Raw genomic sequence first — 25,432 nt, forward strand, 5'->3', positions numbered from 1 at the left:
GGATATGATTTCAGAAAATGTGGTTTTAAATTCAAGAGATGAACTATGACTTATGATAACCAGCTGGATCATTTGATTTTAAGTATTGTTCAAATTCAGCCAATTGCAGAGCAGGCTGACCTGCAGAGCAGTTTGAAAGAGAAAGGATATGATATTCCACAAGCCACCCTTTCGAGACGCCTGAAGAAGCTTAAAATTGCGAAAGTGGGTGGTGTTTATCAGCTCATTGAACCGCAACAAGCATCTGGCTTGCCCATAGTCACAAACATTCAATACTCGGAGTACGGGCTTGTAGTTCTTCAGACGCAGCCAGGAAATGCCAGCAGCCTTGCCTATTATCTGGATAGAAAATATGTGGCGTTTCATTCGCTTGAAAAGCCTTCGTCTGGTATTTTGGGCACGATTGCCGGGGATGACACCATTTTGCTGGTTATTCGAGGTCCAGCTGATTTGGATGAAGTGAAACGCCTGCTCAAAAAAGAATTCCCTTATATCTAGTAAAGGCACCTTGTGTGATAGATTACCAGACCTCTGTCATTTCCGCGCGGCATTGTTGCGTGGAAAAAATAGGTGTATAAAAGACTGTCTTTGCGAACGCCAGCGAAGCAATCCAGCTCGTAACCCTGCTCAAGGTTTGATCTGGATTGCTTCACTTCGTTCGCAAAGACGACAGTTTAGTTGCATGGTTCTATTTACGCAACAATGCCTTTTGCGCGCAGGCGCGAAATCCATCATCGATCTGGGACGCTGTCCTGTTGAAACAGATCCGCCTATGTGGAATGATCCAGTTCATGGTACATCCGTTCTAAAAACTCACCCCATTCGATGACTGGCATTTTCCTTTGCATCCGCTTTTTGTTCGCTTTTGTCCTCAGCCATTTTACTAATCTCATCAATTAACCTGGCAGTGGTTGTTTTAACGCCAGCCCAGGCAAACATCCGAGTAAAAATACCCTGCCCTTTATTCAACAGTTCATAACGACTAATCATACCTCCATTTTTATTCATAGTATTCGTGGTTACATCCTGATGCGACTTTAGATCGCGCAGAAGAGTCTGAAACGATGCCAGATCCCTGGATTTAGCCAGATTAACCACCAATTCATAGACAGCATCACTTTTATCAACTCTGAATGCGTGTATACGATCATCCTTAAACAGTGTTTCTGCATGCTTAACCAGATCTTTAAAGGCTTGACTATTTTTTATATCGTTCAGTCTGGTGTCAGTATATGAATAAAGAGTGGGCTGTCTGATAGCATTTTTCCAACGAGTCGCATCATATTTAACTTCTTTCTCCTCTTTCATAAGAGGCTCTTTTTCAGAAGCTTTGGGCTCTTTGGTTTCTCTATCTCTCTTATCTTTAACAGCGGGAGTTTTCTCTTCAACTTTATCTTTTTTCTTTTCCTGTTCAGGTGATGACTCAGGTGAACGATTAGCCGCTTGCTGTCTTAATTCCTGGATTGCTGCTTTCTGATCGGCCTGATGAACAAGACTGGGTTTATATCGTTGTTCAAGCTCTTTACGGGAAGTTAATTCATAAGCAAGAAGATCTGCATGCGACTGCTTCAGGCAAAGCTTGATAAAAACAGCGCCCTGTTTTAGCCCTTTCTCGTTATTGGGAAAGGTATATTCCCGCTTTCCATAATTTGAATCATAGTACTGCAATTTGATCTGCTTATCTTCATGAGTTATCCGTAGACCCATGGTATGCCCAGTGTGTTCCTTCGGGTGTATTGTAGTAAATTGCAAGCGATCTTTAGCGGGATTGGCCGCAATTTCCTGAATAATTTTTTCAGAAACTGATTTTTCATTCCCTTTAAACGCTTGTCTTTCTCGGCTCATTGCCTGATTTTGCAGTGCCGCATTTCTTTGTAAAGAGGTAATTTGTCCTATTATAGGTTTATCGGCATATTCTGATTTCTGGCCTCGGACTTCTTTACGCAAAGCATTGTGAAATTTGTCCGTTGTTAACCACAATCCAGTGATTCCAAAACACTCTCCCCCCTCATTCAACGTTTCGCCCGGATCTCTGAAAATAAGTGCTTCTCCCTGATTGAACCATGCAGGGTTAATGATGAGAAAATCGGCAAATTTAGTCAGCATATTCCGTTTATCAGGGGGCTTTTTCAGCAGTGCATATCCCTCTTTAAATTCTATTTTATTATAAATTTCCTGGGCACTATCCTTATCACGATTCGCTAAAATAGCCATCGATTTTGCCTGAAAGTTATCATTTAAATTACATAGCATCGCGTAGTTTTTCAGACTGAGGTGGGAAACAAAGTAATAAAGCTCATCATCCGTCAGGTGAATTTGTGGATCGCTCAGATCACCTAGTGACTCAGCAATATCGAGGTAATCAGTATCGGTAAAATCAAGCCAATATTTTTTATCAGCAAGACGAACAAGATTAATGTAACGCCCTACACTAGTGGGCCCAAGCTCTTTCAATTTTTCCAATTCAGATTCGCGAACCCTTCCATCCCCATCAGAGAAAGTTTTGAGGAGTTGGTCTCCCTTTATTCTGTCCAGTGCTGCGACTATGACATGTGGCTTATCTTTATACTGTTTGCACGCAGCGATGAACGCCGTCGTTGATGAGGCCTTATAAAGTTTCTTAGCTAAATCAGTAACATCGCCTTTATCTTTTTTGAGAGCTCCAGCATGCTTACTTAGTAATAACGCGGTCGAAACATTAGGTTTTTTGGATTTAGGCATCTTCGTTCACAATACAACCATTTAAGATAATTATAGGGCATGAACATTAATAAATTATTATCTCCTCAGAGTAGTTAGAGCATTATTTAATCACAATGAAACTTTCATTGTGAGGCAATCCTAAAGCGTTATACTTCCTACTTATCAGGACCGTTTTTTTTGACTAGTATTAGTTTTAATTAACTTATCGAGCAAACTATGAATATCCTGTTTCATCTGGCATTTCCGGTCCACAATTTTGAAATGGCTAAATGGTTCTATCATCAGATGTTAGAGTTTGAACCGGGCCGGGAATCAGAGCATGCGTTGATTTTCAATTTTGCATCGCATCAGATTGTGGCCCATAAAATGGAAGATATTCCGCCTGAACAGGAAGGCATTTATCCAAGACACTTCGGTTTGATTTTTCTGGAACTGGAAGAATTCAATCAATTTAAAGACAAGCTTTTGCAAAAAAACCTTCCCTTTGCTATTCCAGTTAAAACACGATTTGCAGGAACCAAAATTGAACATCTTTCATTTTTTCTGAAGGATCCCAGCAATAACCTGCTTGAGTTTAAACATTATATTCATCCATCTGCCATTTTTGCTGAACGTGATTTTCATGAAGTTGGAGAAAAAGTTGATGCAATATAATCAAACTTATTGTACAATATACAGCCAATTTAATTCATAACGAGTGATCGATGACATTATCCAGAGAAGATAAAGTATGTTTTGAAAGCAAATTAGCTGCTGCCATTCAGGCGAATCCGCAATATTTTCCAGCCGTTAACAAGATGTCGGATAATATTTTACAATTACTCGATAGTCCTGAAAATCGTGCTTATATCCTTGAAAACAAGCTTTTCACAGATGATGTGATGGGTGAGCTGTTTAGCGATACTTATTATGGGACGCTCGATCAGTCTCTCGATTTTTGCCCAAGTCAGGAAGACATGCTGATTGCATTTTCACAGAGGCTATCCGAACGCCCTGTCAGGGATCTTCCAGCAGTGATGCATCTACACCAATTATTTTCCCAGAAATTCTATGACCAACTGCCTGAAAAAGTAGTCAAGCATAATGATGTAATCCGAAATATAGACCGGAGCAAATTGAGTATGTCTCAACGGGTTGCAATTATACTCGACTCCTATCCTCACGAAGTGACCCGTTTAAAGAATAAAGTTGCAAACCGAATTTTTAATAATGACTATTTTAAAATTCCCGCTCGTCAAAAAACGGGAAACACAGGCCAAATGACAGACAGTATTGGTGTTGCAAATCCTGAAAAATGCAGAATTCAGCAAAAAACCAAACCTCACCAGAATATTTTAGGTGTCTTTTTACCCACTAATTCAAAATGGCTTGAAGAAATAAACACGTTAGAACAGCCTTTTTTAGCAGGCCCCTCAGGCCATACCGGCTCCTCGCTGTTAATGTCAGTCATGATCGGTAATTTAAGTGCAGATGAACTCAAGGAATATGTAACAGCAGTAATGGGATTACTGGTTGGTGGTGGATACCACCATGTTCATGAAGTCGGGGTTATTGCCAAGCGTATTGGAATCCCTTATCAAGCCAATAAACATTATTCCTATCTGCCTGAACACTTTCTTGAGACCGATGCTATGCGAGAATTAGCAGCCGAATTTCCACAGCTCCTGATTGATCAAAATCCGCAGCCTGTCAGCAGCGACCCTTGGTATGAACCTTTAAAAAGCCGCTTGCTGGCCCTGGCAGATAATGTTGCAGATAAATTAGTGTATGGAGCGGCTGCTATTAATGAATTAGAAGGTTCTAAATTAATAGATCCAGGAACAAATCGATATTTTATGTTTAATAGCACTCAAACGGTTGCACTGGCTACAAATAGTACCGCTCAGATAAGTGGACACTCAGTGCCTGCTTTAGGTAAGTAAAATCAACCTCATACCAGTTATCCGCGCATCGCGGGTAACTAATTATCACTCTCAAGCGATTCTCTCTGCGATCGTCTAAGCTTATAGCGAAAAGGGATAGACTGCCTAATGGAGCGAATCATGAAATCGTCTGGTCTGCGTAAATTACTAATTATTCTGTTTTTCTGCTGTAGCCTTCCTGCTCATGCAGTAATTAAGGTGGGTACCGTATTTTTTTATCCCCCTTTTGTATTATCACTGAATGAAGGGTTTGATATCGAATTGATGCAATCACTGTGTCAGGGATTGAAAGAGCAGTGCCAAATGATTCCAATGGATTTTAATAAATTATATACCTCACTGGATAAGGGCCAGATAGATCTTGCCATCGGCGGGATAGCCATTTCGCCATTAAGAAAAAATGATTATATTTTCAGCCTTCCCTATATGCTCAGTAAGGGACAGTTTCTAGTCCTCCAGGGTTCTGGTATTAATAGCATGGAAGATTTAAAGGGCGCCGCCGTGGGAGTAATTAAGGGAGATCCCAAAGGGGGTGTTTTTTATAATTATCTTGAAAGTAATTTTGGAGACTTTTTTCAAATACAAACCTTTGATGACATTGAGGATATCATTACAGCGCTGGGCAATAAAACAATTAAAGCAGCCTTTTTACATCATTCTACGGCAGTTTACTGGGAACAAAATGGGGGAAATCAGTTTCAGACATTTGGCAATATCATTCCCATCGGTGAAGGCTATGCCATCATGGCGCTCCCTGCAAATGCCGCTCTCATCCAGAGAATTAATGTGTTATTGCAAGGTATGGAAAAAGATAATGCCTATTTGAATCTTTACAAAACTTATTTTGGAAATAATTGAGGACCCCCAGCTCATAACCTAATGGCACTGACTTAAGATATTTACCTAAGTCCCTCGGCTTGTCCGAGGGATCCAGAGATCCAATCCTGACACGAGATTCCTGGATCCCTCGGACAAGCCGAGGGACGTAGGAGTAGAAGTGAAAGCCTTAAGTCAGTGCCATTAGCTCAGAACTCCTCCAGCCAATCCAGAATAATTTGCTGCTCTCTTAAATTCATCAATGCCGGCGCATGCCCTGCATTTTCAACAGTCACCAATTGAATATCCTGATGATAGCGTTTCATTTTTCTAATATGCTCTGGCAGCAGTAAATCGGAATGGTGCCCTCTGATGACCATCACCGGGCAGCGTACTTTCTCCCACACGCACCACATATCCACATCAAACAGAATCCCTTCCAGAGCTCTGTGGGGGTGGTGAAAAAACTCTTTGATAAAATCAGTAAAATGCTTGGCGTTTTTTATTTCAGGGTCCATTTTCATAATGTACTGATTATCCGCACGTTGCTTAATGCTGCTGGCAGTCAGGCTATCCCAATCCTCTTCACGATCGATACCAAAATCAGCGTAAATGGTTTTAAAATACGCTTTTGCCTCTCCATGATCTTTGAATACCGGGCATTTACCAATGTACTTGGAAAGCCGCCACAAAGCTTTTACAGGAACTTGTGGGCCTACATCATTCATAACCAGGCGATTAATTGGGCTACGAGGCAAAGCAGCCATCATCATACCGATAAGTCCTCCCATTGAGGTTCCAATGAGGTCTACTTTCTCACAATCAATACGGGCAATCAGTGTATTGACATCACTCATATACTGGTTGAAATTATAATATTTGGAATTTTTAAACCAGGTACTATCACCCCTTCCTGCAATATCAATTGAAAATACATGACGTTCATGCTCACTTAGAAAGTTGGCCAGGGCTGTAAAATCACGACGATTTCTGGCAAGGCCATGTATACAGATAATGGGTGGAAAAGGAGAGCTGGCGTTGCCCCACTCGGTATAGTGTACTTCGTGAAAGCCTTCCCCAGTAAAGCCTGAAAAATAGTGCTCTTTACTGATTGTCATTGCATTTCTCCTTTATTGGATACAGACTGTTCACGGATAGACCTGACCTTAATATAGCCAATTTTCATAAAAATTAACTAAAATTAAATATAAAGAATATAAAAATTCTCAAAAGACCGTGCAATTTAAACTGATTGAGATGGAGTAATTATGGATATAAACAACATTCAGGGATGGCTGCGGCAAATCATTCTTATTGGTTCACTCTTAGTCACCCAGGCCGTAATAGCTGATAATGAGGAGAAGCTAAATCAATGGGTGCTTACACCCCAAAGCCTTGGCCCCGTTAAAATAGGAATGACTTTACAGGAAGCTGAAAAAGCAACCCAGAAAACATTTCTTAATTCAAAGCCTGAGGAAGATATGGGAGAAGACGAGACCTGCTTTAATACCAGTTTAAAAGGACTCGATGATATTTCTTTTATGATTTCAAAACAGAAAATTGTTCGCATTAACATCAATGGCGGCAGTATTAAAACCAATAAGGGGGCCGGTATTGGCGATACAGAAAGTGATGTGATGTCATTATATAAAAACAAAATACTTACGGAGCCACATCGCTATGATGATAAAGGACATTATCTGACGTTTATTAAACACTCACAACCTTACGCAATTCGTTTTGAAACTGATGGGCAGAAAGTGGTACGCATGTATGCCGGACAAACTCGTGAAGTGCATTATGTTGAAGATTGTTTGTAGTAATCATTTCATTTATTTATAATCCGCCAGCAAATAATTTGTGAAAGAAGAATGCGATGCATCCAGTTTTAAAGGTAATTCAACAAGCAAAAGACGAGCAATGGCCTTTTCCTCAAACACTGAGCAGGCTTCGTGATGCAGGAGTGCTTTATTATCGCGTCACCTGGGAAGACGATTACAAAGCCGTCTTTCAATTAACTGATGATACCCGGATTGAAGAAAATCATCCTGAATTCAATACCAAAGCCGCTTCACACTATTCAGAGCAAGCTGCAAAAATAGCGCTGCATGAGCATCAGCAGGGGAAAACCACGTATCCGCAATGGCTTAACGATATGGGGAAAGCCGGAGTATGCGCTTATCGGGTTGATGCAAACATGCGAACGGTGACCTATTTCGGCATTGATTCAGAAAACTATTTTGTCGAAGAAGTTCCTGGAGAATAAGCCGATGCGCGCTGCTTTTGAAATACTCAAAAAAGACATTCATCAAAACGCCAATCCTGAAGCAGCCCAAAAAATGGCAGCCTACATGCTGAACCAATTTTCATTTATTGGACTGGCAGCGCCTTTGCGCCGCCAATTGGCTCAGACATTTTTTAAAACCAGCATCAATCAGCCATTAGATGAGCTCTTCAAAACTGCTGATGAATTATGGAGTTTGCCTCAACGGGAATTTCAGTATATAGCCATAGATTTGATGCAAAAAAATATAAAAAGACTTGGCCTTGATTATCTTCCGGATTTACTCGACTTAGCTATCCAGAAATCCTGGTGGGACAGTGTGGATGGCTTGGCCTCTGTCTGTAATAAGATTTTAAGGCAAACAGAACAATCCGCTTACATTGACTGGCTTAAATCAGCAATTTGCTCCGACAATCTTTGGATCCGGCGAATTGCTCTGCTCCATCAATTAGGCTGGAAAGAAAAAACGGATACTCATCTGCTTTTTTCATTTGCTTTACAAAATGGAAATGATGATAACTTTTTCATTCAAAAGGCAATTGGCTGGTCTCTTCGCGATTACGCAAAATACAATCCTGAAGCGGTTTATCAGTTTATTGATGATAATAAATTGCGTCTTGCCAAACTCTCCTGCCGAGAAGCATCCAAGCACCGAAAATAGCTGCGATTCCGTTTTTATTGAGGTTATTTTGCATTCATCTCTTAACAATTTGTCATCAGAAACATCAAACTGTTTGTTTTGCTGTGCTAAATTTAGCATAATGATCGTTTTCTGAAAAAAGCAGCTATGATAAAAACTACTAGCGTTACAATAGATTTGCTTAAAGGATTAGTGCATGAAGCAGAATTAAACCAGGAAGGAAATACCGCCAATTACATCCCCGAGCTGGCGAACGTCAATAAAGATCTCACCGCCATTGCCGTTTATCCACTTGATGGTGAGCCCTGCTCTTATAGTAATATGGAGCTGGCACCTGTCACTCTGCAGAGTACTTCCAAGTTAATCCCATTGATTGGTCTTCTGGAAGAATTCGGACCCGAGCAATTATTTGACTGGGTAAAAGTGGAACCGTCTGGTGACGATTTCGCCTCAATTACCCGACTGGAGCAGTTTGGACCCAAACCATCAAATCCCATGCTAAATGCTGGCGCCATTACGCTTTGCTCACATATTCCCGGGATTGGTGAACAACAATTTGCCTGGCTCGAACACTGGGTTCAGGTTCTGTTTAATCAGAGACTAACCATAAATCCCCTGGTATTTGCTTCAGAAAAACGAACAGGGAATCGCAATCGTTCTTTAGCTTTTCTACTGAAAAGCCGAAATAACCTGGGTTCAGATGTCAATGAAACCCTCGATTTATATTTTGCACTTTGCTCCTACGAGGCCCAATTGGAGCAAATGCTTTATTTACCTACCATGCTGGCCAATGGCGGGCGAGATCCGATAACTAATGAACAGATTATTTCGGCAGAAACCTGCAAAATCACCTTGGCTATCATGGCCACCTGTGGTTTATATGATGAGACCGGAACGCACATGGTGCGAACCGGTATTCCGGCCAAAAGCGGGGTTTCAGGATATACTATTGCCTCTTTACCCGGAAAAGCGGGTATTGTGGTGCTGAGTCCGCGAGTTAACTCGAAGGGCAATAGCATTCGGGGAGAATTGATGCTCGAGGGTCTATCACGGGCCATGTCCTGGCATTTTGCTTTAGTTGGCTAGTACTTCTCGGAATCGAATCCTGATGAGGGCTGATTTTTAAAGAGAATCCCCTCTCCCAAGTTTGGGAGAGGGCTAGGGTGAGGGTTGGTTTTTAACCCCCTCTCTCTAACTCTCTCCCAGAGAGAGAATTTTTAAATTGTGCTATTTTAATTTTTCCAAATTCCCTAAAAACTTTCCCTGTCCCCAGCGCAGTTTTAATGATTTCAAAGTTTTCCATTGCTTCTCTGTTTCAATTTGAGTAGCAACTACCTGTATGTTTAGTGTCTTGGCCATTTCATTGAAATAGTAAAAAAAGAATTGCCGGGTTTGATTTTCATCAATATCATGAAAGAAGCTGCCGTGTACTTTCAGATAGTCCAAAGGCAGCTGATTCAGATAGTGCATGGGTGAGAAATGAATTCCTACCTGATCCACCCCCAAGTGAATTCCGAGTTTCTGAACCGCTTTAGTAAAATAAATTGCCTCGACAAAGTGATTCAACACCACGGTTTCATTAAACTCAAGCTGTAGATTAGTCTTCTCAGCAGCTGGTATGGATTCCAGCATTTTGAGGTATTTATTCCTGGCTTGTGGCTCAATTACCGTATACGCCGTCAGATTTAAAGCAACCGGTTTATTTCTGAGGAGATGAATGTCTATAATCTTTTTTAAAACCGCTGTATCTATTTCTGCGGCCAGTTCGGAGTTATCGACAACGGGTAAAAAACGCCCTCCTCTAATTTCGATATTATTTACTTTAATTCGTAAAAATAACTCATGGTGAAACACAGTCTCCCCATCAGTGACTTCCTGCAGGTATGCATTAAAACTTCCATTCTCAAGCGCAGCTCTAATCGCATCCTTATCCAGTGAAATAACCTCATTCTCCCGAATCGAAGCACTATAAGCAAAATGATTTTCTTTGGTTCTGGCCTGCAGTAAGATTTGATCGACCTCTTCCAGCAACGCTTTGACGGTCTGGTGCAGATAATAGGAAGTTGCCGCTACAAATACCTGACACTCAGGATAGAACTTCAAAGCCTGCTGAAGCCCGTTATTAAACTCCTCGCATTGATTCAGAAATCGCCCCAGTGATACTTCTTTCACGGTCAATGCAAAATTACTTCCATTAATTCGTGCCAGACTCACATTGGACAATCTGCTCCAGAAATTGGAACATAGTTTGGCTACAGTCAAAAGAACCTTATCGCCCTCCTGAAACCCTTGTTTTTGGTTGGTCTGTTCAAGGCCTTCGATATTAATCAGCACCACAAAACCGGGGGTGAATTCTTCTTCATTTTCTAATAAAACAGACAGTTGCTGATGAAAATATCGATGGTTTCCAAGATTAGTCAAACCATCCTGAAAGGCCTGATGGCGCAAAATCTCCATCTGCTGCATCTGCTCCTGAAAAAGCATTTTAATGTGATTAACCATCTGATTCATAGCCAAGGTTAAATGCCTTAACTCAGTGGTTTTCGGGATGGTGGTTTCTACTGGAAACTCTCTCTGACAAATTGCCTCTGCCTGTTTTGTGACGCGTTTCAAAGGGCGCAATAGCCATCTCAGGAAAAGTACAGTTACTATCAAGGCAATCCCTGCAAACACCAGATATAAGTAAACCAGACTTCGGGCATAACTCCATAGCGCATCTGAAGCATAGCTGCTATCACTGGTCACCAGCACTTCGCCAACCTGATTCCAGCCATTCATGACTAAAGCGGATTGCACTGATGAAGGCCATTGCGTCCATTCAATAAACCATTCCGGAGCGATACTTTGACGTCTTGGGGCATATCGGGACACTAATAATTTCCCTCGCATATCACGTACTTCAATCATGGAGAAATAACCGCGATCAAAAACTGCTTCAACCATAGGCAGCATTAAGGCCTTGTCTTTCTCCTGTAACGCATTACTCAAAGATAGACCGAGAGAAGTCGCTGTATCTTGAGCATTGCTATTCATTTGCTCAATAAAAAACTGACGACTGTTATTAATTGTGATGAGATATGTAACAACAAAAACGACGATGAACAGTCCTAAAACCACAGAAACCACTTTTTTTGTCAGGCTCATTGTTTATTACCCTTTATCATTCGCTGCAAGACAGAATGCCATTTACCAAGACGGCTTGAATCACCAACAGGAGCATCATGCCCGCGCTGTTTGGCCAGCCATAATCCTTTACCATTAAAACTGTACACCGGAATCAAATCTTTTCTGGAGGAAGCAGGTAGAATTTTTGCGTTCAGATTATCAAGAACCAGCGGCTCATCTTCAGGATTGGGATAGAACGTCAAAACCATATGGGCCTGATTAAGAGGAATTGATTTAACGTAGGTAATACGCAGGGATTCAACAGGAACCCCCATGGCCAGCAGTGTAAAATACTTGGCTATTGAAAAATCCTCGCAATCACCGCCACCATCGATAACAAATTCATGTGGGGTTTTCCAATAATCTGCGGCACCCGCGAAGGCATCATCATTAATATAATTAAATTGATTAAAAAAATCGTTGGTTACATTCAGTTTTTTTGTAATAGTGGCGTTTTGATTTTGTATGATCAACTTTTCCCAGGCAATAAAGCGCTTTTTTACACTGCCGCTTGTTTTTTTCTGCTGCTCTTCAATGCTCAGTACAGAAACCAACAGTTTATTATCTATAACTGAGCTTAGCCCACAGACTGGAATACATAACAAAAAAAAGCCGGCTAAACAATTAACCGACTTTTGGAACTTGTTTAAACGTAACCAATCTGCATTGAACATGCGCGATTTCCTTTAGCCTCTCCATTGCGTTGCCCGCATTTTCCTTAAACTCAAAAGGCCCAACCAGAACACAATGACCTGTAGGTGTTGGTTTGATAAAGACATTAAAGCCCTGGCTTTTAAGCCGATTATGCAGCGCTATCGCATTGGCCTGAGCCGTAAATTTGCCAGCATTCACATACCATATAGGCGCTGTGGCTGGAGTAGGTCTTGCCGTGTTTTTGTTGACAATAGCTGGCGTTAATGGAGTGGTTTCCATATTTTTAACCGGTTGAGCCAATGCCAAAGCTTTCTCGCTGGTATCTGGATAAGGAACACCATCCATTGATTGATCCAGCAGAATGTGAGTTTGCGCTGAACTAAACACATCATTATTTATCACATTTTGCGGTAATCGCATTTTCAGATAGCAAAGGAGAAGACCCATCCCATTTAATATACGGTATCGAGAATACACTTCTTCATTTTGTCCCCTGGCGTATTCAATCTGGGCCTCATAAAATTCATTTTGAGAATCCAGCAAGTCCAGCAGGGTCCGCTTACCCACCTTGAACTGCTCTTGATAGGCACTTCGGGTGCGCCGAGATGCAACGACATGCTTTCTGAGCGGATTGAGTCGAAGGCCAGATGCGGTCCAGGCGTTCCAGGACAAGCGAACGGATTCTCTCAGATCAATCAGGGCTTTGTTTTTAATCTCATAAGCTTCCTGAATTTCATAAGCGGTTAAACGCACATTGGCCTCATCCGACCCGCCGCGAAATAAGTTGTAATTCATTCTAATCGCAGCCACTCGATCATTATTAGGGCCAATCAGACCATCAAGATTGCGGTTTTTAGATGCGCTTAATACAAAATCAACTCGTGGGTAATAGGCTGCACGCGCTACTTCGTATTGAGATTTCGCTTCTTTCACATCGGCATAGCTTGAACGAATAGTGGGATGATTTTCCAGGCCTTGCTCAATCGCCTTTCCAAGATTAGGCGGCAAGTCACTGTTTTTGGGAACTCTTGGATAAAGCAGCCTCTCCGGCCATTTGCCCACGACTTTAGCATAATTAATTTTCACTTCACGCAGGTTGGCTTCCGCACTGATCACATTGGCCTCTGCCAGAGCAAGTCTCGCAGAAGCCTGATCCAGCTCCGCTTCTCTTGAAAGACCAGCGTCGCTGCGTTCCTTGATCATACCAAAGACTGAACGATGCGCACGCAGATTAATTCGAGCATATCCTAACAGCTTTTCATGAAGAAGAACCTGAAGATAGCGATTAACAACATCCAGGGCCAAATCTTCAGCGACACCCTGCGTCTTGAGCTTTTGGGCCTGATAAAGATTCTCGTTACGCTTGACCTCGTTGACAATCCCACCCCCAGCGAAAAGATTCTGCTTCATTTCGATATAGGATTCTGTGCGATTCAAGGTACGCGCTCCGGGGCCGTCAATTGCCGCGGTAGTCGGGTTTTCACTCCACTCACGTCCAAAGCCGGCGTTTAAATCAACAGTGGGATAATAAGCACCCTTGGCTTTATCAATTCCCTGGCGCGCAGAGAGACTTTTTGCTGTATTATATAAAACATCCGGGTTTGAAATCATTCCATGCTGTACTGCCTCATTAAGAGTGTCTGCCATCACTGGTGTTGTGATACATAATGTTGCTAATACAAGATATAATTTCATATCCCTGCCTTCCACTGGAGCCTTAAATAAAATAAGGTAAATCAAAGTGCTGGCAACATCAATCTTTCCATAACAAATTTTCGGAAATAGTATGTATCTGTTAAATAATGAATCCAAAACGATCAATATGAGGAATGATGCTACTGCAATTACCGTATCCCAACTAAACAGACAAGTCAGAAACTGGATGGAGCATGAGTTGGCGGATGTGCGAGTCTTGGGTGAGTTGTCCAATTTGTCCAAACCCTCCTCCGGTCATTTTTATTTTACTCTGAAAGATGAAGGCGCTCAGGTACGTTGTGTTTATTTCAGGAATGCCCATAATCAATACAGCAAACAATTTAAAGATGGGCAGCAAGTGGTCGCGTATGGGCGTTTAAGTCTTTATGAGGCCAGAGGCGATTATCAGCTTATCGTTCAGGACTTAGTCGATGCGGGTATTGGGGAGCTGTATCAACAATTTGAACGATTGAAAGCTAAATTGGCTGCCATTGGTCTTTTTGACCCCGCAAGAAAACGAACTTTACCCCGCTACCCTGAAGTCATTGCAGTGGTAACCTCTCCAACAGGGGCAGCTCTGCGCGATATTGTAAGCACATTAGCAAGGCGCTATCCTTGTGCTACTGTTCTGATTTATCCCACTGAAGTCCAGGGAAAAACAGCAGCGAAGCAAATTATTCAGGCGATTCAGCAGGCTAATTCACATCAAAAAGCGGATGTGCTTATCTTAGCCCGTGGTGGCGGCAGTATTGAGGACCTCTGGCCTTTTAATGATGAGGAATTGGCACATACTATTCGTTCAAGTCTTATTCCGGTTATTTCAGGAGTCGGACATGAAACGGACTTTACCATTGCTGATTTTGCTGCTGATTTCAGGGCAGCTACCCCGACAGCTGCGGCTGAAGCAGCCACTCCGGATAGAAATGAACTATTGATCTCTTTGCAAATGCTTCGCCGCCATCTTGGTCAATCCATGAGTAAGGCCCTCGAGCAGAAAAAACTGCGCCTGGCACATCAGATGAGAGCTCTGGCCTCTCCAAAACAACTTATTTCAAGCCACTGGCAGTCGCTTGATTTTGCTGAAAAACAACTTGGTCAGTCCTTTGCATATTATCTAGGCAAAAAAGGACATGCGATGGCTATGCTGGAAAACAAACTCAAATTGGCGAACCCGATCACGCAAATTAGCCAGTCGAGTGGAAAGTTAATAACTCTTCAACTGCTGCTGGAAGAAAAGATTAGGTTCAGGCTCGAAAACGCACGTCAGGCATTCATTGCTCAAATCACCAAACTGGATATGATTAGTCCTTTAGCAACCTTAAGTCGTGGTTATTCAATTTCCACTCAAAATGACAAAGTTATTTATAGTAGTCAGGAGGTGGAGGTAGGCGATATGATCAGAATCCAACTGAACCAGGGGCAACTGGATTGCCGCATTACTGAAAAACACAATCTTCAGAGAGCCGAAAATGCTTGATAATTTAAACCAGAGTCTTTTACTTATAGTGAACCAGACGAAAGCCAATCTGAACATCCTGCTTATTATACTGCTTGTCCTATGGTCAGTGTTTTTTATCAATATCCTTCTCGGGAAGCGATTATTTTATCTGGGTATTTTTCCAAGGAAAGTCATTGGACTTCCGGGTATTTTATGCGCTCCCTTTTTGCACGCCAATTTTAATCATCTCTTTTTTAATTCTATTCCTTTAATCGTATTAAGTAATTTTCTGCTGATAAACGGTCTTGAGTATTTTCTAATGGTTACTGTAGCGATTACCATTATCAGCGGCCTCTTAATCTGGGCCTTTGCCAAACCCGGATTGCATATCGGAGCCAGTGCCGTGATTACTGGCTACTGGAGTCTTCTGGTAAGCAATATTGCAGAACAGGGTGGTTTGACTGCCATTATTCTGGGCATAATCAGCCTCTATTATTTTGCTGGAATATTCCTGGGTGTATTCCCGGGTAAAAAAGGGGTTTCATGGGAAGGTCATTTATTTGGTTTGATTGCCGGGATTATCGTCAGTTTCTGGATGACCGATATTCTAAGAGGCCTGCAGGCTTTACTTTAGTGGCATCTGAATATTCCAATTGATTTCTGCGGGCAAAGACATTATAGTATTTTTTGATAAAAGGTTCACAGAGCCTAACCTAGCTAATAGAGATTCTGGTATGTCAGTTCAAGCTTATTTCAGTTTTCGATTTCTCATTTCCGGTAGAGCGTTCCTCCGCTGAGGCGGATAGATTAGCTTTTATACAAAAAAATCCCCCCAACCGAACAGAATCAATAAGTGAGAGTTTTATATGCCTGCTTCACGTGTCATAGCCTGGACAATATGGATTATCAGCTCCATATTTTACGCCTATCAATACATACTAAGAGTCATGCCAAATGTTATGCTAAACGATATTATTCAGCAGTTTCATATCGATGCAGCTGTTTTTGGCCAATACTCAGGAGTGTATTATATCGGTTATTCACTAATGCACTTGCCCATTGGCATTATGCTGGATCGTTTCGGCCCGCGAAAGGTAATGACCGGCTGTATATTAATGACGGTCTTAGGTCTCCTGCCTATTCTTCTGACAAAATACTGGGTTTACCCCATCCTTGGCCGTGCGTTGATAGGAATGGGCTCTTCCGCAGCTATTCTGGGAACATTTAAAATTATCCGCATGGCATTCAGCGAGCAACGCTTCACCAGAATGCTAAGTTTTTCAGTAACCATTGGGCTACTGGGAGCAATTTATGGCGGTGGCCCCCTGACTTATTTATCAGCGAAACTGGGTTATCAGGTAGTAGTCCAAATCTTTATTTATTTTGGGTTATTGCTGGCTTTTTTAACCTATTTAATAGTTCCCGAAATGGAATCTACGCATCATGGCAGCATAAGTGATGACATCAAAAGCGTTTTCACCAATCGAAAGGTTTTGCTACTGTGCCTATCAGCCGGCTTAATGGTTGGGCCGCTTGAAGGATTTACTGATGTATGGGGTTCGGGATTTCTGAGAGAGGTCTATGGCTTTAACAGCGTCGCTGCCAGCTATCTTCCCTCGATGATCTTCGTTGGCATGTGTTTTGGAGGCCCGACTTTAAGCTTTATCGCTGAACGTAAGGGCAGTTACCTGGCTGTTATTATCAGTGCCGGTATTGTCATGGCCCTGAGTTTTATTGCACTGGTAAGCAAAATGCTAAGCATTGACAGTATGGCCATCGTCTTTGTTTTTGTTGGGATCTGCTGCGCTTATCAGATCCTTGCTATTTATAAAGCATCGACTTATGTCCCAGATCACGTAGCCGGCTTAACCACTGCTGTTGCCAATATGATTATCATGAGCTTTGGTTATGCGTTTCATACTACCATCGGATTGGTTATCAATGCCTTTGGCGGTACGAAAACACCTCAGGCTTTTTTATACGGCGTCAGCGTAATTCCCCTCACCCTCTGCGTTGGAATCATAGGTTTCAGTATGATCCAGATTTCAGATAAAAAAGCAAAGTCGAGGGTTTTAAAAGAAATACAGCCTTGATTTCAGGCTGTGTTTTCCCGGGAGTGTTCATCAAACTGTGTCATGTCACGTCATCTCGAACGCAGTGAGAGATCTCCCAAATCTCGGTTTGTGCCAGCATTCGGAGATCTCTCACTGCGTTCGAGATGACGGCGTGCTGTGAGTAATGACACAGTTTAATGAACATTCTTGTTTTCCCGGGCCGTAAATTTAAGTTAGACTATCCATTCTAACTGCGAGTTAACAGAAGGAAAAATAATGAAAACAAGATTAATCGCCGGGACTATAGCGCTTGCCTTAACCAGCTTAAGTGCCAATGCCAACTGGGTTTGTAATGTGGCTAACAAGCGTGGCGAGCACTGGACTTTCTCAGGTCCTACGCAAGCAGCCGCTCAAGGCATGGCTCAATCTGTTTGCGACGCAAACAGTATTAATCCAGCGAACTGTCAGCCCAGCTGTTATGATAATGGCGTACCTGCGGGTAGATGGCATTGCGTAGTCAGCAATCTGCGCGGACAGCACTGGTCTTATTTTGCGCCTACCCAGGCTCAGGCCGAATCGCTGGCAAAAAATGCCTGCGATGCAGCCAGCATCAATCCTAACAACTGCAACCCCTCCTGCGTTCCTGAGTAATTGATTTACATAAGATACAAGCGGGGCATTTGCCCAGCTTGTATCTACAATACCGCCAGCAATACTGCCGTTAAATAATTTCCTTCAGGAAAAGCTGGCAGCTCAGGGTGACATGAAGCCGGACCAAAAACACCAAGCACCCTCGCCTCTTTACCCACTGCCGAAGCCTGAGCCGCAACCAACCCTGCAAACTCCTGTGCAGAAATTGCTGACGAACAATTACAGGTCATTAATAAACTCCCTGATCTCATCGCTTTAAATACTTCTCTATGCAGGAAACGATAATAGTTTTTGGCGCGCTGTAAATTCTGCTTTGAAGGAATTAACTTGGGTGGGTCCAGCACTACGATATCATAATCTCCCGCTTTGCCAAGATAGTTCCTCGCATCATCTTCAATGAACTCTATTGAATCGAGTTGATTGAGTGCCGCATTGCGGGATGCCTGATGAATGGCCTGCTCTGAACTGTCAATCGCGGTGACCTTACTTGCGCCAGCTTTGGCTGCATGCAGGGCGAAACCGCCTGTATAAGTATAAAGATCAAGCACTCTCTTTCCTTTTGCGAGAGCCGCCACCCGTTGATGATTCTCTCGCTGGTCGAGAAACAGCCCGGTTTTTTGAGGCTGTGAAAAATCGACCTCAAATAAAACACCTGCTTCCCGCACTTCAGCCTGTAACTCGATACTTTTGTTTTCAACCTGAGGCCAGCCATCCTGTGTCAAAGGCTTGGCCTGAGAGAGCCAGATAAGAGACTGGCACTGGGTAAATTCCTTTATACACTCAGTGATTAATTCCCGATTTTTTTCTACCCAATACGCAGAACTGGATACCACACACATTGTATTGAAATAATCAATAGTCAAACCCGACAACCCATCTCCTTCGCTATTACAGAAACGAAATGCATTGGTTTCGTTGTTAGGCAGGTTAAGGGCTTTTCTGACTGCCCATGCCTGTTGGAGACGGCGCTTGATAATGTCTGCGAATGAAAGCCTGTTCTCATCAGAGTCCTTGTTATAATCAAGAACTCTGACTCGATATAGAGAATGCTCATTATAAACACCTGTGCAGATCTTCTCCCCCTGATGTGAAATCACATCCACCAGCTCGCCAGTAATCAGCTTTCCTTTGGTTTTAGCAATTGCTTTTGGGAAAATCCAGGGATGCCCTCGAAGCACACTGGTTTGTTTAGATTCTATTAAATGTACAGAGGGTCTCATGCCTATTCCACTAAATTTCAAAGTGAGCTAATCTACACCAGACTATCTGAATGCTGCAAGAATATTTGAGGTAAGATTATGCGACCAGTTTTTAAGAGTTCTTTAGGTGCTTGTGCGTTTTTATTATTAAGCAGTACTGCAAACGCTGGCCCCTGGTGGACAGGCCCCTTACTTGCTCCCGCCGGACATACAATCCCCAAAGGGCACAGCAATCTTGAACTATATGGTTTTTTTACTGAAAATGACGGAACGTTTGATCAACACTGGAAGTTTGTTCATACACCCGCCAACCGGAGTACCGTTTTTAATCCGGTTTTTAGCCACGGACTAACCGATTCACTGGATATTCAGTTCAGCGTACCCTACGCCTATAATCGGAACCAGGGCCAGGCCTACCGCAGAGTTTCAGATACCGGCGTCACTCTGGGTTATCAGTTGCTGGAGCAGAAAGACTCCAAATGGATCCCTGATTTGCGCGTCACAATTGGTGAAATTATTCCCACTGGTAACTTTGAGGATCTGGATCCGGTCAATAATGGTACGGATGCCACCGGAAGCGGAAGTTATCAAACCGCGATGGCTTTGAACTTTCAACATTTGTTGCAAGTATTTGAAAACCACTGGCTACGGACCCGTTTGAGTTTAAGTTATGTTTATAGCGGTGATGTGCAGGTACGTGGCATAAATAGCTATGGTGGTACCCCAAATACTTTTGGAGAAGTCGATCCTGGAAACCAGATTAGTGCTGATCTCGCGGCAGAATTTAATGTCACGCAAAACTGGGTGGCTGTTATGGAAGGATTTATTGCCAATCGAACTCCAGCTGTATTTAAGGGATTCCCCGGTACAGATAGTAAAGGCCAGCTGGTCAGTGTGGGACATAGTACAGTGGACTCAGTAACTCTGGCGCCGGCGATCGAATATAATTTTAATGCCAATGTTGGGGTTATCGGCGGCTACTGGTACACAGTCACCGGCCGTGATACTTCTGATTTTCACTCGGTTGTAGTCGCACTTAATGCCTATTGGTAATCCTTCCATTTCCTCCCGTGAAAGCGGGAGGTTTACAATTTTTACTGTTTTTTTTCATTTCTTTAAACGACATTTTCCAACCCAACTGCCAAACTGTTATACACTTTGTTATATGTCTCATTGGGAAAGGATATGCCGCTTTTTACCTGGGGAACTCTCCATGAAATTGGGGTCGTACTGTCGGGCTGGGAATTAAATAATCTGATAAAACTCAATATTACTCTTGGCAGTCATTTTTTAAATCTGGAAAACAGGCTCATCGCCGCAGAAGACGAGGTACAGTCGCTCAAGCAGAACAATGGACAAACGTCAACACCTGAAGCCCAAAAACGTCTTGAGGAGTTAAAAAGGACTATTAAGACTATTGACAATGAAAAAAAGCGCTGCGTTCCAGAGCTCAATTTGATCAGCCGACTAATTGAAACCAAGAAAAATCAGGAGCAATACTGGGAAAATCTGAATCTGAAAAAAGAGTCGAATTTTAACCCAGGCGCGGGAGGATGATTGAAATAGTCGCTTAAACCCCTTCAACATGATAGCATCAATTTTTTTTTGAAGGATGCTTTTATGTGGTTTAATAATGCACTCGTATATCAATACGAACTAAAAGAAGAAATCGATTTTGCCAGTCTGTTAGCAGAAGACATATTAAAACCCTGCCCTCCCCATGCACGTTTTGTTTATGGCTGGTTACCAACCAATGCAGATGAATTAGTTCATGAAGTCGCCGGCTGCATTTATATATGCCTTGGCAAAGAAGAACGTATCTTACCCCGTGGCGTGATCAATCGTATGCTGGCTGAACGTATCCAGGCATTGGAAACTCAGCAGGGTCGGGTAGTTAAACGCAGCGAGAAAGCGCAAATTGCCGAAGATCTGGAATTTGAATTACTTCCAAAGTCATTCTGTGTGCAAAAACGCCTGCCAGCATTTTTTGATACGGTCAGCAAGCGGCTTATTATCAACACATCCAGTGATAATCAGGCTGCTCAGCTTCTCGGACTTTTACGCAAATCCATTCCAGGAATTCAATTTGAACCGCTGTTTTTTCCGGAAAACCTGGCATCCCGCTTTTCAGAGTGGATTAATGAACCCTCAACTCTGCCCGCGCCTTTTCAACTAGCCTCTGATTGCCTGCTCTTTGCGCCGGATGATGAGAAAAAACGCGTTAATTGTAAAGGTTACGAATTACCCGCTGAAGAAATCGTTACCCTGCTGGCCCAGGGATTAACAACAGCCGAAATTTCTTTAGTATGGAATGAACGGATTCAGCTGACCCTAACTCATGATCTGAGCTTCAAACGCCTGAAAAGTCTGGAATATTTAATCGATGAGTTCAATGAAATAAAAGATCTGGAAGAGGATTTTCAACAACGCGATGCTGCACTAACCCTGTTATGTGGTGAGTTGAGAGGTCTGGTTGATGATCTGACAAAAGGCTTAGGCTCAAGCTCAACTACTGAATCTGAGAGTTCAGAAAAAGAGAGCGATACAGCACAGGCAGCCCAGACTCAAGAGATGGAAGCAGAAGTCCCTTGGTAAGCTACTGCAGCGCTTTACCAAATTATTGATAGATTTCCACCTGCGCGGAAACGACAAACCGCCCTAACAGGCTGAGCCACGGATAAGTGGCTCAAGTCGTGAGGGCAACACAATGTGAACGGTTCGAGCCTATACTGAGCCTGATGAATTTTTTCTGCCCAATATTTGTGAGTCTCTCTCAGAGCTTTTGCGCCAGTAAAAAACCAAAGACACCGGGAATTTTTCTTCCAGATTCATCCGCCTTATGTAAATGACCTACCGACTCTTTATATTCAAGAAGAGACCAGCCACAATCCTGATAAAAATGATATAGCTCATTTTTTTGAGGTAAATAGGTGAAAGAATCTGGCATGGGATATGAGTCTGCCTGGATTGGAAATACCAAAAAATGATATCCTTTTTCTGCAGTCACCTGTTGAAGCTCAAGGAGTAAATCTGGCACCCTATCCGGTTTTAAAAACTGTAAACTAACTGTTGAGACAACAAAATCATAATTTTCTGCCTTCAGGCTTAAGGCTTGATTTAGATCATGTAATTGAATATCGATCTCTGAAATTACCTCTTGCTGGGCTATTTCATGGAGGTTATTTAAAGCAGCCTGATCATAATCAATACCACAGACAGGGTGTCCCATTTTCGCTAAATAAAGTAAATTTCTCCCAGACCCACATCCTATATCAAGAACAGATGCCTTTTGAATAGGATGCAGATATGTCTGATACACATAGAGAAGATCACTATGCACCATCCCCAGGCCATATTTTTTGGAGAAATAACGTTGAGGCATGCAGTAAAATTCCAGAATCACATTAAACTGTTCACTAACAGGTATAATTTTATGCCATGCGGCAGGTGGAATAGATAATTGAGGATGGTCTTTGTCGAGACGATAACGTGAGAGTTCCTTACCTTCGCCATTTAAAAATATGAAGTCAATTACTCCATTAGTCAGGGATAGTTTTCCCCAGGTTCCTTCTTTTGTGCTATGTTTTTCCAGAAAGAATTTTAACTTCCCATGATTGTCTATTTCTGTTTTTTTATAGCAAATTAATTTATCCATATTAACACCTCTGTATGTTTTTGCTCGCATCGATTACTCTTTGCTCAAATATATCCCTTCATTCTTTTCATTGTATGGAATCTGGTTCAATCCTTTCCCAATAAAAGTTTTTCACTTGATTCGTCTAATATAACAAATATAATAAAAATTTATTAAGAACCAGCATAGAAACAAAGAATTACATTATCAAGGAATGATATGACAAGTATTGCAGAAGCTTCTCTAAGTGGTACGACCGAAAAGGATCCCGTTTCTAATGTTTTAAAGTGGGTCTTACTTCTGACAGCCATAATTTCCTTTATCCTCCTCTTTTGGGGTACATTGAAAACTTACGAGGCAGCCCCTCCTCTCCCCCAGAAAATTCTATCATCCAATGGTCAGGTTCTGATGACAGCCTTTGACATTGTGGCTGGTAAAGCTGGATTTCAAAAAGCTGATTTAATGGATTACGGAAGTTTATATGGAATGGGTTCTTATTTTGGAGAAGATTACACTGCCAAATACCTTGTTCGTCTTGGTCAACTAGTTGAAAATGAAGTCGCTGCAGAAACATCATCCAAACCTTTAGCAAGCCTCTCTGAAGGCAATCGATATGAAATTCGAATGAAGATGCAAAATCAGCTAAAAACAATAGATTTGTCACAGTCCAGCTTAACACTTTCTCCCGCTTTGAGTAAGGCAGTACAACAGCTTCAATTTGAAATTGTCCAGGCATTACTCAACCATGATTTCACGGCGGGATGGACAAAAGCCTACAGTCTAAACAGTCAGACGGCCTTGCAGACCGCAAATTTTCTGATTTATTCCTCTCTCACGACAGTGGCAAACAGACCAGGGAAAAACTTTTCCTATACGAATAATTGGCCTTACCAACCCGAAGTTGGCAATATTCCTACCCCTTCTACTTTCTATTGGACATGGATTTCATTTTGCTTTGTTTTTCTTGGTTTTGGAGTAGTCCTTTACATATACCATCGTTATTTAAGCGAACCCGACGTAGGTGTCAAAACCCCTTTTTTGTTGGAATTTAACCCGCTAACACCTAGTCAGCAGGCAGTAGGTAAGTATTTTGTCTTTGTGATACTGGTTTTATTGGTTCAAATTGGCGTAGGCGCCCTGATGGCTCATTCTTATGCGGAACGCGAAAACTTTTATGGAATAAATATTTTAACATTCCTGCCTTTTAATTTTTTAAGAGATGTTCATACCCAAACCCCTATCGTATGGATTGGAGTTGCCTGGATTAGTGCAGCGATTTTTCTTGCACCTATCATCAGTGGTCAAGAAGCGAAGGGACAAAAATGGCTTGTGGATATTCTCTTCTGGGTAACCTTATTTATTGTCGCTGGAGCTATTATTGGGAATTACTTAAGTATTATGGGATATATTGACAAAGGCTGGTTTTGGTTTGGCAATCAAGGATTATCCTACTTGCAATTAGGACGATTTTGGCAGATTGGCTTTTGCATCGGGTTATTTTTGTGGTGTTTCATTGTCTTTCGAGGTATGTGGCCTGGCTGGGCGCAACTGAAATCTGCAAGTATTGAGTTCTGGACAGGACGCATACGCCTTGAAAATCTTTTTTGGGCCAGTACTATCAATATCGCCATCTTATATTGCTTTGGAATGATACCATTAACTGGTATCGAAAAATCATTTACTATCACTGATTTCTGGCGCTGGTGGGTCGTGCATTTATGGGTCGAACAATCATTTGAGTTTTTTACGGTTTGTGCTACTGCCTACCTTCTGATGGGTGTTGGTCTGGCTTCAAGACGATTGGTAGAGCGAACTGTTTACTTCGAGGCTATTCTTATCTTTCTGGGAGGCGTATTAGGCACAGGTCACCATTGGTACTGGACTGGCACTCCAGAAATATGGATCCCTTTAGGAACCATGTTTTCCTTTATTGAAGTGTTGCCGCTAACGCTGCTAATTATAAATTCTATTGAAGAACTACAATTAATCAGAAAGCAAAAGGTTTTTTCCTACAACCTGACTTATCTGTATATCTTGGGAGCTGCCTCCTGGAATTTCATTGGTGCCGGTGTCTTCGGTGGAGGAACCTTAAATGCACCCCTAATCAATTATTATGAACATGGGACCTTCCTAAGTCTCAATCATGCCCATACCGCTTTATTCGGCGCATTTGGACTTCTGGCTTTAGGCCTTATTTACTTTTGCTTAAGACATGCAGCAGGAAATACACAGCCCTGGAGCGACAAACTAGGAACCTGGGCTTTTTGGCTTTATAACATTGGACTTATCTTGTGGATTTTACTGAACTTTTTCCCAATTGGTTGGGCGCAATTAATGGATGTATATCAACATGGGTTTGCTCACTCAAGAAGTTTGGAGTTTTATAATACAACTCTACTGTGGCAATGGTTAAGAACTCCAGGAGATGTCATATTTGCGCTTGGCGCCCTGATAATGGCTTGGGACTTTATCATAAAACTGCGGCCATTTTTTCCCATCTCTCAATTTTATTTGCAACGAAAAAAAAGGAAAATGATTTCGCGCTATGTATCATAAATTGTAGGGATTAAATATATT

24 protein-coding genes are annotated in these 25,432 nt (G+C 42.1%); 17 read left to right on the plus strand and 7 right to left on the minus strand.

The features are described 5' to 3' along the window. The first annotated feature begins 45 nt into the window (after positions 1 to 45). Positions 46 to 498 (plus strand): arginine repressor, encoded by a 453-nt coding sequence (locus tag B1207_RS09235; protein WP_112219691.1) that lies wholly within the window; start codon positions 46 to 48, stop codon positions 496 to 498. 184 nt (positions 499 to 682) lie between these two features. Further along, a complete protein-coding gene (locus B1207_RS15965; RefSeq protein ID WP_172458242.1) occupies positions 683 to 829 on the plus strand; it encodes a hypothetical protein in 147 nt (48 codons plus the stop codon). On the opposite strand, the gene B1207_RS09240 is transcribed toward B1207_RS15965, so the two are convergent. Continuing rightward, positions 814 to 2,721, minus strand: coding sequence for a hypothetical protein (locus B1207_RS09240; RefSeq protein ID WP_112219692.1), 1,908 nt, complete (start codon positions 2,719 to 2,721; stop codon positions 814 to 816). The genes B1207_RS15965 and B1207_RS09240 overlap by 16 nt on opposite strands. Before the next feature lie 198 nt (positions 2,722 to 2,919). On the opposite strand from B1207_RS09240, the gene B1207_RS09245 reads away from it, so the two are divergent. The 3 genes from B1207_RS09245 (at position 2,920) to B1207_RS09255 (ending at position 5,483) form a co-directional block, all read left to right on the plus strand. Beyond that, positions 2,920 to 3,357 carry a VOC family protein gene (locus tag B1207_RS09245; protein WP_112219693.1) on the plus strand — a complete coding sequence of 146 codons (438 nt, stop codon included), beginning with the start codon at positions 2,920 to 2,922 and terminating at the stop codon, positions 3,355 to 3,357. Positions 3,358 to 3,407: 50 nt separating this feature from the next. Next, complete coding sequence (locus tag B1207_RS09250; protein WP_112219694.1) at positions 3,408 to 4,625, plus strand: hypothetical protein; 1,218 nt, start codon at positions 3,408 to 3,410, stop codon at positions 4,623 to 4,625. Between the two features lie 120 nt (positions 4,626 to 4,745). Then, the gene (locus B1207_RS09255; protein ID WP_172458244.1) at positions 4,746 to 5,483 is read left to right on the plus strand and encodes a transporter substrate-binding domain-containing protein; all 738 of its coding nucleotides are present in this window, start codon (positions 4,746 to 4,748) and stop codon (positions 5,481 to 5,483) included. A gap of 167 nt (positions 5,484 to 5,650) precedes the next feature. On the opposite strand, the gene B1207_RS09260 is transcribed toward B1207_RS09255, so the two are convergent. After that, on the minus strand, positions 5,651 to 6,559 hold the full coding sequence (locus tag B1207_RS09260) for an alpha/beta fold hydrolase (protein WP_112219696.1): 909 nt from the start codon (positions 6,557 to 6,559) through the stop codon (positions 5,651 to 5,653). A 150-nt stretch (positions 6,560 to 6,709) separates the two neighbouring features. On the opposite strand from B1207_RS09260, the gene B1207_RS09265 reads away from it, so the two are divergent. The 4 genes from B1207_RS09265 to glsA all read left to right on the plus strand — a co-directional run bounded on the left by B1207_RS09265 (position 6,710) and on the right by glsA (position 9,451). Beyond that, positions 6,710 to 7,261 (plus strand): hypothetical protein, encoded by a 552-nt coding sequence (locus tag B1207_RS09265; protein WP_112219697.1) that lies wholly within the window; start codon positions 6,710 to 6,712, stop codon positions 7,259 to 7,261. Between the two features lie 56 nt (positions 7,262 to 7,317). Next, the gene (locus tag B1207_RS09270; protein WP_112219698.1) at positions 7,318 to 7,707 is read left to right on the plus strand and encodes a DUF1398 family protein; all 390 of its coding nucleotides are present in this window, start codon (positions 7,318 to 7,320) and stop codon (positions 7,705 to 7,707) included. Next, positions 7,682 to 8,386 (plus strand): DNA alkylation repair protein, encoded by a 705-nt coding sequence (locus B1207_RS09275; RefSeq protein WP_146740057.1) that lies wholly within the window; start codon positions 7,682 to 7,684, stop codon positions 8,384 to 8,386. The genes B1207_RS09270 and B1207_RS09275 overlap by 26 nt, the downstream gene beginning before the upstream one ends. Positions 8,387 to 8,512: 126 nt before the next feature. After that, positions 8,513 to 9,451 (plus strand): glutaminase A, encoded by a 939-nt coding sequence (gene glsA, locus B1207_RS09280; protein ID WP_437178500.1) that lies wholly within the window; start codon positions 8,513 to 8,515, stop codon positions 9,449 to 9,451. 141 nt (positions 9,452 to 9,592) lie between these two features. Here glsA and B1207_RS09285 read toward each other — a convergent pair whose 3' ends face one another. The 3 genes from B1207_RS09285 to B1207_RS09295 are packed head-to-tail and all read right to left on the minus strand — an operon-like array spanning position 9,593 to position 13,879. Next, positions 9,593 to 11,509, minus strand: coding sequence for an EAL domain-containing protein (locus B1207_RS09285; RefSeq protein ID WP_112219700.1), 1,917 nt, complete (start codon positions 11,507 to 11,509; stop codon positions 9,593 to 9,595). Continuing rightward, positions 11,506 to 12,204, minus strand: a complete 699-nt coding sequence (locus tag B1207_RS09290) for a transglutaminase-like cysteine peptidase (RefSeq protein ID WP_112219701.1) — start codon at positions 12,202 to 12,204, stop codon at positions 11,506 to 11,508. Before B1207_RS09290 ends, B1207_RS09285 begins: the two co-directional genes overlap by 4 nt. Next, entirely contained in the window at positions 12,155 to 13,879 is a 1,725-nt protein-coding gene (locus B1207_RS09295; RefSeq protein ID WP_112219802.1) for a TolC family outer membrane protein, read from the minus strand. The genes B1207_RS09290 and B1207_RS09295 overlap by 50 nt, the downstream gene beginning before the upstream one ends. Before the next feature lie 127 nt (positions 13,880 to 14,006). On the opposite strand from B1207_RS09295, the gene xseA reads away from it, so the two are divergent. The 4 genes from xseA to B1207_RS09315 all read left to right on the plus strand — a co-directional run bounded on the left by xseA (position 14,007) and on the right by B1207_RS09315 (position 18,022). After that, on the plus strand, positions 14,007 to 15,356 hold the full coding sequence (xseA, locus tag B1207_RS09300; RefSeq protein WP_112219803.1) for an exodeoxyribonuclease VII large subunit: 1,350 nt from the start codon (positions 14,007 to 14,009) through the stop codon (positions 15,354 to 15,356). Then, the gene (locus B1207_RS09305) at positions 15,349 to 15,951 is read left to right on the plus strand and encodes a rhomboid family intramembrane serine protease (RefSeq protein ID WP_112219702.1); all 603 of its coding nucleotides are present in this window, start codon (positions 15,349 to 15,351) and stop codon (positions 15,949 to 15,951) included. Before xseA ends, B1207_RS09305 begins: the two co-directional genes overlap by 8 nt. A gap of 232 nt (positions 15,952 to 16,183) precedes the next feature. Further along, positions 16,184 to 17,410 (plus strand): MFS transporter, encoded by a 1,227-nt coding sequence (locus B1207_RS09310; protein ID WP_112219703.1) that lies wholly within the window; start codon positions 16,184 to 16,186, stop codon positions 17,408 to 17,410. A 237-nt stretch (positions 17,411 to 17,647) separates the two neighbouring features. Further along, a complete protein-coding gene (locus B1207_RS09315; protein WP_112219704.1) occupies positions 17,648 to 18,022 on the plus strand; it encodes a hypothetical protein in 375 nt (124 codons plus the stop codon). A 44-nt stretch (positions 18,023 to 18,066) separates the two neighbouring features. On the opposite strand, the gene B1207_RS09320 is transcribed toward B1207_RS09315, so the two are convergent. Then, positions 18,067 to 19,242: a class I SAM-dependent rRNA methyltransferase gene (locus B1207_RS09320; RefSeq protein WP_112219705.1), complete on the minus strand. Its 1,176-nt coding sequence runs from the start codon at positions 19,240 to 19,242 to the stop codon at positions 18,067 to 18,069. A gap of 78 nt (positions 19,243 to 19,320) precedes the next feature. On the opposite strand from B1207_RS09320, the gene B1207_RS09325 reads away from it, so the two are divergent. The 3 genes from B1207_RS09325 (at position 19,321) to B1207_RS09335 (ending at position 21,816) form a co-directional block, all read left to right on the plus strand. Beyond that, the gene (locus B1207_RS09325) at positions 19,321 to 20,274 is read left to right on the plus strand and encodes a hypothetical protein (RefSeq protein ID WP_112219706.1); all 954 of its coding nucleotides are present in this window, start codon (positions 19,321 to 19,323) and stop codon (positions 20,272 to 20,274) included. Positions 20,275 to 20,406: 132 nt separating this feature from the next. Then, complete coding sequence (locus B1207_RS09330; RefSeq protein ID WP_112219707.1) at positions 20,407 to 20,778, plus strand: flagellar protein FliT; 372 nt, start codon at positions 20,407 to 20,409, stop codon at positions 20,776 to 20,778. A gap of 63 nt (positions 20,779 to 20,841) precedes the next feature. Beyond that, positions 20,842 to 21,816, plus strand: a complete 975-nt coding sequence (locus tag B1207_RS09335) for a recombination-associated protein RdgC (RefSeq protein WP_112219708.1) — start codon at positions 20,842 to 20,844, stop codon at positions 21,814 to 21,816. A 178-nt stretch (positions 21,817 to 21,994) separates the two neighbouring features. Here B1207_RS09335 and tehB read toward each other — a convergent pair whose 3' ends face one another. After that, positions 21,995 to 22,876 carry an SAM-dependent methyltransferase TehB gene (gene tehB / locus B1207_RS09340; protein ID WP_112219804.1) on the minus strand — a complete coding sequence of 294 codons (882 nt, stop codon included), beginning with the start codon at positions 22,874 to 22,876 and terminating at the stop codon, positions 21,995 to 21,997. A gap of 198 nt (positions 22,877 to 23,074) precedes the next feature. Here tehB and B1207_RS09345 point away from each other — a divergent pair, with 198 nt between their 5' ends. Beyond that, entirely contained in the window at positions 23,075 to 25,411 is a 2,337-nt protein-coding gene (locus B1207_RS09345; RefSeq protein WP_112219709.1) for a nitric-oxide reductase large subunit, read from the plus strand. The last annotated feature ends 21 nt before the right edge of the window (positions 25,412 to 25,432 follow it).

This window comes from Legionella quinlivanii (genome assembly GCF_003265995.1).
GTDB lineage: Bacteria > Pseudomonadota > Gammaproteobacteria > Legionellales > Legionellaceae > Legionella_C > Legionella_C quinlivanii_A.